This is a genomic window from Glutamicibacter sp. St.4D3, from assembly GCF_059728615.1.
Window position 1 is genome coordinate 2,086,039 of the sequence record NZ_AP039380.1, and the last position, 13,704, is coordinate 2,099,742.

Annotated in this window: 10 protein-coding genes; 4 read left to right on the forward strand and 6 right to left on the reverse strand. The window is 65.8% G+C overall.

The features are described 5' to 3' along the window. Positions 1–68 precede the first annotated feature (68 nt). A complete protein-coding gene (locus AC6I21_RS09605; RefSeq protein WP_497762285.1) occupies positions 69–431 on the forward strand; it encodes a hypothetical protein in 363 nt (120 codons plus the stop codon). Positions 432–437: 6 nt separating this feature from the next. On the opposite strand, the gene AC6I21_RS09610 is transcribed toward AC6I21_RS09605, so the two are convergent. Together AC6I21_RS09610 and glnA are read right to left on the reverse strand one after the other, a co-directional pair. Then, the gene (locus tag AC6I21_RS09610) at positions 438–3,461 is read right to left on the reverse strand and encodes a bifunctional [glutamine synthetase] adenylyltransferase/[glutamine synthetase]-adenylyl-L-tyrosine phosphorylase (RefSeq protein WP_497762286.1); all 3,024 of its coding nucleotides are present in this window, start codon (positions 3,459–3,461) and stop codon (positions 438–440) included. 37 nt (positions 3,462–3,498) lie between these two features. Next, positions 3,499–4,839 (reverse strand): type I glutamate--ammonia ligase, encoded by a 1,341-nt coding sequence (gene glnA / locus AC6I21_RS09615; RefSeq protein WP_138178035.1) that lies wholly within the window; start codon positions 4,837–4,839, stop codon positions 3,499–3,501. Between the two features lie 155 nt (positions 4,840–4,994). Between glnA and panB the strand changes: the two genes are divergently transcribed. Further along, positions 4,995–5,831 carry a 3-methyl-2-oxobutanoate hydroxymethyltransferase gene (panB, locus tag AC6I21_RS09620; protein ID WP_497762287.1) on the forward strand — a complete coding sequence of 279 codons (837 nt, stop codon included), beginning with the start codon at positions 4,995–4,997 and terminating at the stop codon, positions 5,829–5,831. Positions 5,832–5,903: 72 nt separating this feature from the next. On the opposite strand, the gene AC6I21_RS09625 is transcribed toward panB, so the two are convergent. Continuing rightward, complete coding sequence (locus AC6I21_RS09625; protein ID WP_138926461.1) at positions 5,904–6,080, reverse strand: SPOR domain-containing protein; 177 nt, start codon at positions 6,078–6,080, stop codon at positions 5,904–5,906. A 224-nt stretch (positions 6,081–6,304) separates the two neighbouring features. Between AC6I21_RS09625 and map the strand changes: the two genes are divergently transcribed. Together map and ppgK are read left to right on the forward strand one after the other, a co-directional pair. Continuing rightward, positions 6,305–7,180 carry a type I methionyl aminopeptidase gene (map, locus tag AC6I21_RS09630; protein ID WP_138926462.1) on the forward strand — a complete coding sequence of 292 codons (876 nt, stop codon included), beginning with the start codon at positions 6,305–6,307 and terminating at the stop codon, positions 7,178–7,180. Positions 7,181–7,226: 46 nt separating this feature from the next. Next, positions 7,227–8,015, forward strand: a complete 789-nt coding sequence (gene ppgK, locus AC6I21_RS09635) for a polyphosphate--glucose phosphotransferase (RefSeq protein WP_138926463.1) — start codon at positions 7,227–7,229, stop codon at positions 8,013–8,015. Between the two features lie 112 nt (positions 8,016–8,127). Here ppgK and nrdR read toward each other — a convergent pair whose 3' ends face one another. The 3 genes from nrdR to dnaE all read right to left on the reverse strand — a co-directional run bounded on the left by nrdR (position 8,128) and on the right by dnaE (position 13,695). After that, a complete protein-coding gene (gene nrdR / locus AC6I21_RS09640; protein ID WP_054821459.1) occupies positions 8,128–8,616 on the reverse strand; it encodes a transcriptional regulator NrdR in 489 nt (162 codons plus the stop codon). Positions 8,617–8,701: 85 nt separating this feature from the next. Further along, positions 8,702–10,054, reverse strand: coding sequence for a histidinol dehydrogenase (gene hisD, locus AC6I21_RS09645; RefSeq protein ID WP_497762288.1), 1,353 nt, complete (start codon positions 10,052–10,054; stop codon positions 8,702–8,704). Positions 10,055–10,131: 77 nt separating this feature from the next. Next, positions 10,132–13,695 carry a DNA polymerase III subunit alpha gene (gene dnaE / locus AC6I21_RS09650; RefSeq protein WP_360028738.1) on the reverse strand — a complete coding sequence of 1,188 codons (3,564 nt, stop codon included), beginning with the start codon at positions 13,693–13,695 and terminating at the stop codon, positions 10,132–10,134. Positions 13,696–13,704: the final 9 nt, after the last annotated feature.

Below are 13,704 nucleotides of genomic sequence, written 5' to 3' on the forward strand. Positions count from 1 at the left end.
ATCTCAGCTTTCCATCAACGGAAAGTTCAGACCACACGCACGACAAGAGGCGGGGACAACTGATCCCGATGTGCACCCAGTGGATGCCGGTCACCCGTGAGGACCGCGAGGTCGTCGGCTATCTGGAACCGGTGACCGAGGATTTCGACACCGTCCAGTCGCGCAGCATTCTCGGCCACGCCGTGGGTCCGGCGTGTGACTTCCACGCCGGTGAAGAGCTGCTGTTGGAACGCGGCATCGCCGAATTGGCAGCCAACTGGCGGCTGCGCGATGCCCCACCGGGGCTGGAGGGCGACCTGGCGATCCTGGAGGTGGGCGGTAACGGGATCGTGCTTGCCGATGCCCTGCGTGCCAAGGCCCTGGTGGCCGGGGCCCTGGCCGTGGCGCAATGGCCGGACATCACTGGCCGGCTCACCCGCGCGCAGGGTTAACCGCCCCTAGTCCTCGAAACCGTAGAAGCGCTTTTCAAAGATTGCCCTCGCCCGCCGGGTGGCCTTCAGGTAGTCGTCCTCCAGCTGGTAGCCCTGGTTCGGTTCGTAGCCGCACCAGCGTCCCACCGCCTCCATGTCCCGGGCCGAGCGCGGCAGCACGTCACTGGAGCGCCCGGAGGTGATGATTTCGGCGCTGCGCACCTTGGTGGCCAGGGTCCATGCCATGTCCAGCGTCTTGACCTCCGATTTGGACAGGTACTTCAGCTCCGCCAAGGCCTTGAGCGCGGCGCGGGTCGTGGTGGTGCGCAGCTGCTCGTGTTCGCAGGCGTACTGCAGCTGGAAGAACTGGACCAGCCATTCCACGTCCGAAAGTGAACCGCGGCCCAGCTTCAGGTGCCGCGCCGGGTCGGCGCCGCGCGGCAGGCGTTCGGCCTCCACCCTGGCCTTGATCTTGCGGATCTCCTTGACCTCCGCCTCATCCAGTCCCCCGCCGTAGCGGACCGGGTTGATCAGCGCGATGAAGTCCTCACCCAATTGCCGGTCCCCGGCCATCGGCCGGGCGCGCAGCAGTGCCTGGCGTTCCCACACATCGGCCCAGCGTGCATAGTATTCGGCGTAGGAGTCCAGGCTGCGTACCAGGGCTCCGGTCTTTCCTTCCGGGCGCAGGTCCGCGTCGATCACCAGACGCACCTCCGCCGGGATGGCCGGCTTGAGCGGCCGGGAGACCGCGGCGATCAGCGCGGTGACGATGCGCAGCGCCTGTTCCTGGGCCTGCTGGCCATCCGCTCCGGGCACCGGGCGCTGGACAAACATGACGTCCGCGTCGGAGCCGTAGCCGATCTCCTGCCCGCCCTGCCGGCCCATGGCGATGACCGCCAGGTCAGTGTGCTCCCCGTGCTCGGCAACATCCGCGGCGCGCAGCACCCGCAAAATGGCCTCCACGGCGACGGCGTCGATGTCCGAGAGCGCTCGGCCGACCTTGGAGACGTTCATCAGCCCGGCCGCGTCGGCCAGGGCGACGCGCAGGAATTCCTTGCGCCGGGCCACCCGCACCTGGCGGATCGCGGTGTCCGGCTGGCGGTTGCGCCGGATAATCGCGTCGCTTTGCTGCTCCAGGGCGGTGCGGTCCAGCGGCTGCAGGGCGCTGTCATTGCCCAGCCAGGCTGCGGCGGTGGATTCCACGGCCAGCAGGTCGGTCAGAAAGCGGGTGTTGGACAGCAGTGCGCTTAGTCGTTCGGCGGCGGCGTTGGTGTCGCGCAGCATCCCCAGGAACCAGTGGGTCTTGCCCAGCGATTCGCTCAGCCGCCGAAAGCCCAACAGCCCGGCGTCCGGGTCCACACCCTCGGCAAACCAGCCCAGCAGCACCGGCAGCAGCTGGCGCTGCAGCGCCGCCGAACGGGAAACACCACTGGTCAGCGCCTCGATGTGGCGCATGGCCGCCTTCGGGTCCAGATACCCCAGGGCGCGCAGCCGCGCCTGGGCGCTGGCCGGGGTCAGCCGCACCTCTTCGGTGGTCAGGTTCGAGCTGGTGACCAGCAGTGGGCGGTAGAAAATCAGTTCGTGCAAGGAGCGCACCAGCCGCTTGGTTTCATTCCAGCGCCGCATCAGCTGCGCGGCACTGGTCAACCGGGTGTCCCCGGCGCTGCGGATGGCCCGGGCCAGCACCCGTTGGGCGTGTTCGGTGCGCGGCATCAGATGCGTGCGGCGCAGCTGGGAGAGCTGGATGCGGTGTTCCAGCAGCCGCAGGAAGCGGTAGGCCTCATCGAAGTTCATCGCGTCGGTGCGTCCAATGAACCCCAGCTCGCTCAGCGCCTGGATGGCCAGGGTGGTGGTGGGCACCTGCAGCGCCTGTTCCACCCGTCCGTGCACCAGCTGCAGCAGCTGGACGGTGAACTCCACATCCCGCAGTCCCCCGGGGCCGAGCTTGATCTGCCACTCGACCTCGTCCTTGGCGATGTTGGCGCTGACCCGGCGGCGCATCTTCTGCACCGATTCCACGAACCCGTCGCGTTCGGAGCTGGACCAGACCATCGGGGAGACCATCCGCTCGTAGCGTTCGCCCAGTTCCCGGTCCCCGGCAATGGCCCGGGCCTTGAGCAGCGCCTGGAACTCCCAGGAATGCGCCCAGCGCTGGTAGTAGGCCTCATGGGAGGCCAGGGTGCGGGTCAGCGCCCCCTCCTTGCCTTCGGGGCGCAGGTTGGCATCCACCTCCCACAGCGGCGGTTCCCCGCCGGGCAGCATGATGGTGCGCGCGGTGCCGCTGGCCAGGGTGGTGGCGATCTCGGTGGCCTGCTGTTCTGCCAGTTCCCCCATCCCCTGGTGCACGTAGATCACGTCCACGTCGGAGATGTAGTTCAGTTCCCGGGCCCCGCACTTGCCCATGCCGATGATCGCCAGGCGTACCTGGTCGACGTGGTGTTCTCCGTACTGTTCACCGGCTTCGGCCCGGCTGACGGCGAGCGCCGCTTCCAGGGCCGCGGCGGCCAGGTCCGCCAATTCGGCGGCGACCTGCGGCAGGATGTGCTGCGGTTGGCTGGAGCCCAGGTCCCGGTAGGCCAGGTCCAGCAGGGCCAGGCGGTAGGCGGTGCGCAGGGCGCGGCGGGCCGGTTCCCCGCGCTGCCCCGCCACCCAGTGTCCCGAAGGGCTGGGGTAGGCTTCCACGGCCTGCAGCAGCTGTTCAGTCAGCGCCTGGGGCGGGCGCGGCTGGAAATGCTGCTGCGGGGTGTGGGTGATGACCTGCAGGGCCTGCGGGCAGCGGATCAGGAATTCACCCAGCGCGTCGGAGGCTCCCAGCAGCCGGATGAGGGCCTGGCAGCTGTCCGGTTCGCACAGCAGCCTGCCGGCCTGCGGGTGCTTGTCCACCAGGCGCACGGCCAGCAGCAGCGCCTGGTCCGGGTCCGGGGCGTGGGCCATGCTGCGCAGGATCAGGCCGCGGTCCAAATCGGCCAGTTCCGGCGAGTCCAGGAACTGCTTGGCCCGCGTGGTGTCCAGGAAGCCTGCGTTGATCAGTTCCCGCGAACTCGGTGTCATCGGCCTTTCTTCTTTCCCCCGTTGTGCCGCTCTGGCCCTAGAGCATGCCCAGGTAGCGGTTCAGCTCCCAGGGGGTGATTTCCTGGCGGTATTCCTCCCATTCGGCCCGCTTGTTGGCCAGGAAGGAGTTGAACACCTGCTCTCCGAGGATGTCGGCCATCAGCTCCGAGTCCTCCAGGGTGCGCAGCGCGTCGTGCAGCGAGCCGGGCAGCGGGTCATGTCCCGAGGCGCGGCGTTCGGCAGTGGACAGGCTCCAGACGTCATCCTCGGTGGGGTCCTCCAGCTCGTAGCCCTCGTGGATGCCCTTCAGCCCGGCGCCCAGCAGGCACGCGTAGGCGAGGTAGGGGTTCGCGGCGGAGTCGATGCCGCGGTATTCCACCCGGGCGCTTTGGCCCTTGCCGGGCTTGTACAGCGGCACCCGCACCAGGGCGGAGCGGTTGTTGTGACCCCAGGACAGGTGGCTGGGGGCCTCGCCCCCGCCCCACAGCCGCTTGTATGAGTTCACAAACTGGCTGGTGACCGCGGTCAGCTCCTTGGCGTGGTGCAGGATGCCGGCAATGAAGGAGCGGGCCACATCGGAGAGCTGGTATTCGCGCCCGGCCTCGAAGAAGGCGTTGGAGTCGCCTTCGAAGAGTGAAAAATGGGTGTGCATCCCACTGCCGGGGTGTTCGGCAAAGGGCTTGGGCATGAAGGTGGCGTACAGCCCCTTCTGCATGGCCATCTCCTTGATGACGGTGCGGAAGGTCATGATGTTGTCCGCCGTCTGCAGGGCATCGGCGTAGCGCAGATCGATTTCGTTTTGCCCGGGGCCGGTCTCATGGTGGGAGAACTCCACGGAGATGCCCAGCGCCTCCAGGGTGGTCACCGACAGCCGGCGGAAGTCCTGGCCAACCCCGTCCGGGACGTGGTCGAAGTAGCCGGCGTTGTCGATCGGCACCGGGCGCCCGTGCGGTCCCAGCTCGGCGGACTGCAGCAGGTAGAACTCGATCTCCGGGTGGGTGTAGCAGGTGAAGCCGAGCTTGGAGGCCTCGTCGAGCTGGCGCTTGAGCACGTGGCGCGGGTCCGCGGTGGAGGGGGTGCCCTCCGGGGTGAGGATGTCGCAGAACATGCGGCTGGTTGGCTCCACCTCACCGCGCCAGGGCAGCAGCTGGAAGGTGGAGGGATCCGGCTGCAGCAGCATGTCCGATTCGTAGATGCGCGAGAGCCCCTCGATGGAGGAACCGTCAAAGCCCAGCCCCTCGGCGAACGCGTCCTCCACCTCGGCCGGTGCCAGCGCCACGGACTTCAGTGAACCGACCACATCGGTGAACCACAACCGCACGAATCTGACGTCGCGTTCCTCAATGGTGCGCAGTACGAATTCCTGCTGACGATCCATCTCTTACCGCCTTGCCTGTCGGGTGCGTGCGCCGGGCCTGACTCGCCGCGGCCATTTCTGCTCTGTTGCAAGACTATACGTTTTTGCACCGCGACGCCGGTGCAAGCGGCCATGCCAGCGGGCATTGCCGGGCCCAAGTGCGCTAAGGTCTTGCTATGCCTCAACCCTATCTCTCAGACCCTGCCACGCGCCCTGCACGCATCCGCATCGGGCACCTGGCCGAAGCGAAGAAACGCGGCGAGAAGTTCTCGATGCTCACCTGCTACGACCGGATGCTGGCCGAAGTGTTCGACGAGGCCGGCATCGAGATCCTGCTGGTTGGCGACTCGGCGGCGAACACGGTCCTGGGCTACGACTCGACCCTGCGCATCAGCATGGATGAGATGATCACCTTCTCCAAGGCGGTGGTCAACGGCGCCAAGCGGGCGCTGGTCGTGGCCGACCTGCCCTTTGGCAGCTACGAGCAGTCCCCCGCCCAGGCGGTGGAATCGGCGGTCAGGCTGATGAAGGAAGCCGGGGTGCACGCGGTGAAGATGGAAGGCGACGCCCGCCATGCCGGGCACGTGCACGCCATGGTCGGCGCCGGGGTGCCGGTGATCGCTCACATCGGCTTCACGCCGCAGTCCGAGCACGCCTTGGGCGGCTACCGGGTGCAGGGCCGCGGGGACGCGGCCGATGCGCTGCTTGAGGACGCGGTGGCGCTGCAGGATGCTGGCGCCTTTGCGGTGCTGCTGGAGATGGTGCCCAGCCCGGCCGCCGCGAAGGTGGAGGCGGCGCTGCGCGTGCCCACGATCGGCATCGGCGCCGGGAACTCGACCACCGGGCAGGTGCTGGTGTGGCAGGACATGCTGGGCCTGGGCTCCGGGCGCACCCCGCGTTTCGTGAAGAAGTATGCGAACCTGCGTGAAATCGTTTCCGGGGCGGTGAGCCAGTACCACCGGGATGTGGCCGATGGCAGCTTCCCCAGCGCGCAGTACGAATTCGACAAGTAGCCACAAAACCTACCCGGCGCGTCCGGAACCGGCAGCGGCCGCCCCTGAGGCGGCCGCTGCCGGTTTTAACGGCTATTCGTCCTCTTCGTCTTCCGCGTCCCAGGCCTCATTGCGCGCCTGGACCTTGGCCATCGCGTTGCGGGCCTCGTCCTCCGTGGCATAGGGACCCAGCAGTTTCGTCCAATCGGACTGCGGGCCTTTTTCGATGCCCCCGGTTTCCACGTTGTACCAGTACTGGCCTTCGCTCATGGTCTCTTCCTTCCTTGTGTTGCCCGCTCTTGGCGCAGCGGCGCGCCCATCACACCCCTTGGTGGCGTGGAACAGTCACCGCTCTCACCGCCAGCCTAGTGCCCGGTCGGGTTGCTGTCATTGAACCTTGAAGCGCGTCCCCAACGGGTGGGGCACCGTTCCCAGCCCGACGGGTGTGCCCTAGCAGGCAGATTCTGCCGGGGCGCCATGGCTAGAATAAAAATATGACTACTGCCGCAACAGCCCCCATTGGAAACCTCACTCCAGGCGTCGTCGGCCCACAACTGAAGGTGCCGGCGGATATCGCCCGCCCCGAATACGTGGGCAAGCCGGAGCCGACCTCGCACCGCCACCCGGACGTCAACACCCCGGAGATGATTGAGCGGATCCGTGTCGCTTCGAGGATTGCCGCGCAGGCGCTGGCCGAGGTGGGCAAGGCCTGCCAGCCGGGGGTGACCACGGCGGAACTGGACCGGATCGGGCACGAGTACATGATCGATCATGGCGCCTACCCCTCCACCCTGGGCTACCGGGGCTTCCCGAAGTCGGTGTGCACCTCGATCAACGAGGTCATCTGCCACGGCATCCCGGATGACACCGTGCTGCGGGACGGGGACATCATCAACATCGACGTGACCGCCTACATTGACGGCGTGCATGGCGACAACAACGCCACCTTCCTGGTGGGAGACGTGGATGAGGAATCACGCCTGCTGGTGGAGCGCACCGAGAACTCACTGAAGCGGGCCATCAAGGCGGTCATGCCCGGGCGCGAAATCAACGTCATCGGGCGCACCATTTCGGCCTACGCCAAGCGCTTTGGCTACGGCGTGGTGCGTGACTTCACCGGCCATGGGGTCGGCCCGGCGTTCCATACCGGGCTGATCATTCCGCATTATGACGCGGCCCCGGCTTACAACCAGCTGATTGAACCGGGTATGGTTTTTACCATTGAGCCGATGCTGACACTCGGAACGATCGAGTGGGACATGTGGGCCGATGGGTGGACTGTCACGACGAAGGACAAGAAGCGAACCGCCCAGTTTGAGCACACGCTGCTGGTCACCGACAATGGCGCCGAAATTCTGACCTTGCCGTAGCTGAGGTTTATTTTCCTTCCGTGTTTTAAAGGCTGAAAGGAGCCTCATGGTTCAGCAACGCGCCTCACAGCAGGAGCGCCTCGGGTTCGGCATCGACGTTGGCGGTACCGGAATGAAGGGCGGCATCGTTGATTTGACCACCGGGAAACTGGTGGGCAAGCGTTTCCGGATGCCCACACCGAAGCCTTCACTGCCCGAGGCTGTCGCCGAGGTGGCCGCCGCGATCTACTCCGAGCTGCGCAGCCGGGAGGGCGCGCCGTTGGATGATGCTCCGCTGGGGATCGCGGTGCCGTGCATTGTGCACCATGGGGTGGCGCGTTCCGCGGCAAACGTGGACAAGTCCTTTATCGGCACCGACCTGGTGCAGTTGTTCGGAAAGACGCTGGGCCGAGATGTGGTCATGCTCAACGACGCCGACGCGGCCGGACTGGCCGAGGGCGAGTACGGTGCCGGGCGCAACGTGCCCGGCAGCGTGATGACCCTGACCCTGGGTACCGGGATCGGTTCGGCATTGCTGTTCAACGGACAGCTGGTGCCGAACTTCGAGCTGGGCCACCTGGAGTTCAATGGGGCCGAGGCCGAGGCCACCACGAGCGCCGCGGCACGCGAACGCGAGGAGCTGCCCTGGGACCAGTACGCCCAGCGTCTGAGCGCCTTCCTGCGCCACCTGGAGTTCCTGTTCTCCCCCGAGCTGTTCATCCTTGGCGGGGGGATCTCCAAGAACCCGGAGCGGTTCGTGCCGATGATCGACATCGACACCGAGCTGAAGGTGGCCACCAACGCGAACAACGCCGGTATCATCGGCGCGGCCCTGCAGGCCTCGCGCATCCGCTGACCCGCAAGGAAAAGCACCGCGCACGTACCGTGGAAGACAAACAACCTCGACCAGTTACTACTGGTCGAGGTTGTTGTTGCTTAAGCCGCCTCACGGACGTCAAGCCGCGGCCCTATTCGGCGGTCAGTGGCCGCTGGTTGCCGCGCGGGAGGTCGCTGCGCTCCTCACGCAGCTTGGCGATGGCGGACTCAAAGTCGCTCAGCGACGTGAAGTCCTGGTAGACGCTGGCAAAGCGCAGGTAGGCGACCTCGTCCAGGCGCTGCAGCGGTTCCAGGATTGCCAGGCCAATCTGGTGGGCCGGGATCTCCGCGGCCCCAGACATCCGTACGGTCTCCTCCACCTCCTGGGCGAGCACGGCCAAGTCGTGGTCGGTGACCGGGCGGCCCTGGCAGGCCTTGCGCACACCGTTGATGACCTTGGTGCGGGAGAACGGTTCAGCGGCCCCGGACTGCTTGATCACGTTCAGGCTGGTGGTTTCCAGGGTGGTGAAGCGGCGGGAGCAGGCGGTGCACTGGCGGCGCCGGCGGATCGACACCCCATCGTCGGCCACACGGCTGTCGACGACGCGGGAGTCGGGGTTGCGGCAATAGGGACAGTTCATTGCACCTCCAGGATGTTTCCGGGACACGGTCCCCCTGGCCCTCATTGCGGCCACGGTTACCCGATGTCACCTAACAGTTTATCGTCTATTTACGCTGGCGTATTTGGACTGCGTCACCATGGGCGGGCAGGTCCTCGGCGTTGGCCAGGTTGATGACGTGTTCGGCCACCTCCCCCAGCGCCGCCTGCGGATAGTCGATGACCTGAATGGCCTTCAGGAAGGTGTTCACGTTCAGGCCCGAGGCGTGCAGTGCGGTCCCGGAGGTCGGCAGTACGTGGTTGGATCCGGCGCAGTAGTCCCCGAGGCTGACCGGGGCGTAGTCCCCCACGAAGATCGCACCGGCGGCGGTAATGCGCGAGGCGACGAACGTGCTGGATTCGGTCATGATTTCCAGGTGTTCGGCCGCGTAGGTGTTGCACACCTCGATGCCCTGCTCCACGTCGGCGACCAGGATGATCGCCGACTGGCTGCCGGAGAGGGCCGCACCGACCCGTTCGGTGTGCTTGGTGGCCGCCACCTGGCGTTCCAGGCTGGCCCGGACGGCCTGTTCCAGTTCCGCGGAGTCGGTGATGAGCACCGCGGCGGCGTTCTCGTCGTGCTCGGCCTGGGAAATCATGTCGGCGGCAACAAAGTCCGGGTTGGCACTGGCGTCGGCCAGGATCGCGATCTCGGTCGGCCCGGCTTCGGCATCGATGCCCACCACGCCCTTGACCAGACGCTTGGCGGTGGCGACAAAAACATTGCCGGGGCCGGAGATCACGTCGACCGGTTCAATGCCGCCGCGGGGATCGGCGGTGGCCGGCACCCCGTAGGCGAAGGCGGCCACGGCCTGGGCCCCGCCCATCGCGTGCACCTCGGTAATGCCCAGCAGTTTCGCGGCGGCCAGGATGGTGGGGTGGGGCAGGCCGCCGAACTCGCGCTGCGGCGGGCTGGCCAGGGCCAGTGACTGGGCACCGGCGGCCTGGGCGGGCACGGTGTTCATGATGACCGAGGACGGGTAGACGGCCAGTCCCCCGGGAACGTACAGGCCCACGCGTCGCACCGGCACCCAGCGCTGGGTGACCCGGGCTCCGTGCGGATACTCCACGACCGCGTCCTGGGGTACCTGCGCCGCGGCGAAGGCGCGGGCCCGCTCAATGGATTCCTCCAACGCCGCCCGTACCTTGGGATCCAGTTCTTCCAGGGCCCGCTGCAGCTCCTCCTGCGGGACCAGGGTATGCTCCAGGCGCACCTTGTCGAACTTCTCGGACAGTTCCAGCAGCGCGGGCATCCCCTCACCGCGCACCTTGTCGATGATCTGCTGCACCGATTCGGCGGCGGTCTGCGAGTTCACCACCGGCCGTGGCAGCTGCGCCTTCAGTTCGGCGCGCTCCAGCCGGCGTGCCCGCCAGTCGATGGTGGCCAATTGCGGGAAGGGGTTCTGAGCTGAGGAAGTCACCCGTCCAGTTTAACCGTGCCCGCCGTTGGGTGCGGCAATGGTTACCCGGCCCGGTCACACAGGATCAGGCCGGGTACCTAGGCATCCAGGCAGGCCGGACCGAGCAGCACCTTCAGGTCCCCGAACAGTGCCGGGTTCGGGTTCACCCGGTAGTTCATGCCCAGGCGCATCAGCGAGGTGCCGCGCGAGCCGGAGAGCTTGACCCGCACCTCGGTGTTGCCCCGGTGCGTGCGCAGCACGTCACCGAGCTGGGAGACCAGGGTTTCGGTGGCCTTGTGGGTGGGGATCGCAATGACCACCGGCCCGGTGCCGGTGGCGTCGGAGAGCTCCGGGATCATCATTTCCTGCGCGTTCAGGGTGATTGAACCGTCGTCGCGGCGCTGCACGCGTCCCTTGATGACCACAATCAAGTCTTCGGCCAGCACCTCGGCGATCGGCTGGTAGGCCTGGCCAAAGAACATGACCTCCATCGAACCGGAGAGGTCCTCCAGCTCGCAGCGGGCGTAGGGGTTGCCGGACTTCTTGGCAATCCTGCGCTGCAGGCCGGTGATCATGCCCGCGATGGAGATGATGTGCCCGTCGGAGGGGCCGTCATCGGAGATCACATGGGTGATCGACATGTCCGCGTACTGGTCCAGGGCCTGGCCCAGCCCCTGCAACGGGTGGTCCGAGACGTAGAGGCCCAGCATTTCGCGTTCGAATCCGAGCTTTTCCTTCTTGTCCCAGTCCGGCAGGTCCGGGATGCTTACGCTCATCGAGTCGGAGGCATCCTCGGTGCCCAGCGCGCTAAACAGGTCAAACTGGTTGGCGGCCTCATTGCGCTTGAGGGTGATCACCGAGTCCACGGCCTCTTCGTGGATCGCCACCAGGGCTCGGCGGTGGTGGCCCATGGAGTCGAACGCGCCGGCCTTGATCATCGATTCAATGGTGCGCTTGTTGCACACCACGGCCGGGACCTTGCGCAGGAAGTCGCTGAAGTCGGTGTAGGCGCCCTTCTCGGTGCGGGCCTCGACCATGCCCTCCACCACGTGGGTGCCCACGTTGCGCACCGCACCCATTCCGAAGCGGATGTCCTTGCCGACCGGGGTGAAGGTCAGGGCGGATTCGTTGACGTCCGGCGGCAGCACCGTGATGCCCAGGCGCCGGCATTCGTTCAGGTACATGGCCAGCTTGTCCTTGTCATCACCCACGGAGGTGAGCAGGGCCGCCATGTATTCGGCCGTGTAGTGCTCCTTGAGGTAGGCGGTCCAGTAGGACACCACCCCGTAGGCCGCCGAGTGCGCCTTGTTGAACGCGTAGTCGGAGAACGGCAGCAGGATGTCCCATAGGGTCTGCACCGCGGCATCGGAGTACCCGTTGTCGTTCATCCCCTGCTTGAAGCCGACAAACTGCTTGTCCAGTTCGGACTTCTTCTTCTTGCCCATCGCACGACGCAGGATGTCCGCCTGGCCCAGCGAGTAGCCGGCCAGCTTCTGGGCGATCGCCATTACCTGTTCCTGGTAGACGATCAGGCCAAAGGTGCCGCCCAGGATCTCCTCCAGCGGTTCGGCCAGCTCCGGGTGGATCGGCACCACGTCCTGCAGCCCGTTCTTGCGCAGTGCGTAGTTGGTGTGGGCGTTCGCGCCCATCGGTCCCGGGCGGTAGAGCGCCAGCACCGCGGAGATGTCTTCGAAGTTGTCCGGGCGCATCAGCTTCAGCAGCGAACGCATCGGACCGCCATCGAGCTGGAACACGCCCAGCGTGTCGCCGCGGGCCAGCAACTGGTACGTGGCCGGGTCATCCAGTGGCAGGGTCTCCAAATCCAGGTCGTCCCCGGTGTTGGCCTTGATGTTCTCGATCGCGTCGGAAATGATGGTCAGGTTGCGCAGGCCCAGGAAGTCCATCTTGATCAGCCCCAGGCCTTCGCAGGTCGGGTAGTCGAACTGGGTGATCACCTGACGGTCCTGCAGGCGGCGCATGATCGGGATGACGTCAATGATCGGATCCGAGCTCATGATCACCCCGGCCGCATGCACACCCCATTGGCGCTTGAGCCCCTCCAGGCCCTTGGCGGTTTCGAACACGCGCGCCGCTTCGGGATCGTTGGCGACCAGGTTGCGGAAATCCGCGGCCTCGGAGTAGCGCTTGGACTGCGGGTTTTCGATGTCGTTCAGCGGGATGTCCTTGGCCATCACCGCCGGAGGCAGCGCCTTGGTCAGCGTTTCACCCATCGAGAAGGGGTACCCCAGCACCCGGGAGGAGTCCTTCAGCGCCTGTTTGGTCTTGATCGAACCGTAGGTGACGATCATGGATACGCGCTCGTCTCCGTACTTCTCGGTGACGTACTTGATCACTTCGGGGCGACGACGATCGTCAAAGTCGACGTCGAAGTCGGGCATGGAAACGCGCTCCGGGTTCAGGAAGCGTTCGAAGATCAGTCCGTGCTGCAGCGGATCCAGATCGGTGATGCGCATTGCGTAGGCGACCATGGAACCTGCACCGGAACCACGGCCGGGGCCGACGCGGATGCCGTTGTCCTTGGACCAGTTGATGAAGTCGGCGACCACCAGGAAGTAGCCGGGGAAGCCCATCTTGATGATGACATCCAGCTCGTAATCGGCCTGCTTGCGCACCTCATCGGGGATGCCATCCGGGTAGCGGTAGTGCAGGCCCTTGTCGACTTCCTTGATCAGCCAGCTGGTTTCGTCCTCCCCTTCCGGGGTTGGGAACTTGGGCATGTAGTTGGCGTTGGTGTCGAAGGAGACCTCGGCCCGTTCGGCGATGAGCAGGGTGTTGTCGCAGGCCTCGGGGAACTCGCGGAACAGTTCACGCATTTCCCGGGCGCTCTTGAGGTAGTAGCCGGAGCCGGAGAAGGCGAAGCGCTTGCCGCCCTGGTCGTAGGTGGGTTCATCAAGGGTGGAACCGGAGTTGATGGCCAGCAGCGCCTCGTGGGCCTTCGCGTCGGCTTCGTGCGTGTAGTGCAGGTCGTTGGTGGCCACCAATGGGATCTGCAGTTCCTTGGCCAGGCGCAGCAGGTCCTTGGTGATCCGCCGTTCAATCTCCAGACCATGGTCCATGATCTCGCAGAAGTAGTTCTCCTTGCCGAAGATCTCCTGGAATTCGGCGGCGGCCGCCTTTGCGGCCTCGTACTGTCCCAGGCGCAGCTTCGTCTGGATTTCACCCGAGGGGCAGCCAGTGGTGGCAATCAGGCCCTTGGAGTGGTTGTTCAGCAGCTCGCGGTCCCAGCGCGGATACTTGCCGAAGACCGAATCCAGGGAGGCGATGGAGCTGCCCTTGAAGAGGTTGTTCATGCCTTCGTTGTTGTAGGACAGCAGCGTCATGTGGGTGTAGAGGCCACCGCCGGAGACGTCATCTCCCTTTTGCTTTTCCTCGGTACGCCATTTCACGCGCTGCTTGTCATCGCGCGCGGTTCCCGGCGTCACGTAGGCCTCGACCCCGATGATGGGCTTGATGCCGGCCCCGGTGGCCTGGCGCCAGAAGTCGAAGGCACCGAAGAGATAGCCATGGTCGGTGATGGCCATGGCTTCCATGCCCTGCCGGTTGGCTTCCTCGAAGAGCTCGCCAAGACGGGCCGCCCCGTCGAGCATCGAGTATTCGGTGTGGGTATGAAGATGAACAAATCCGTCGCGTGTGGCACTCACGCATCCAGT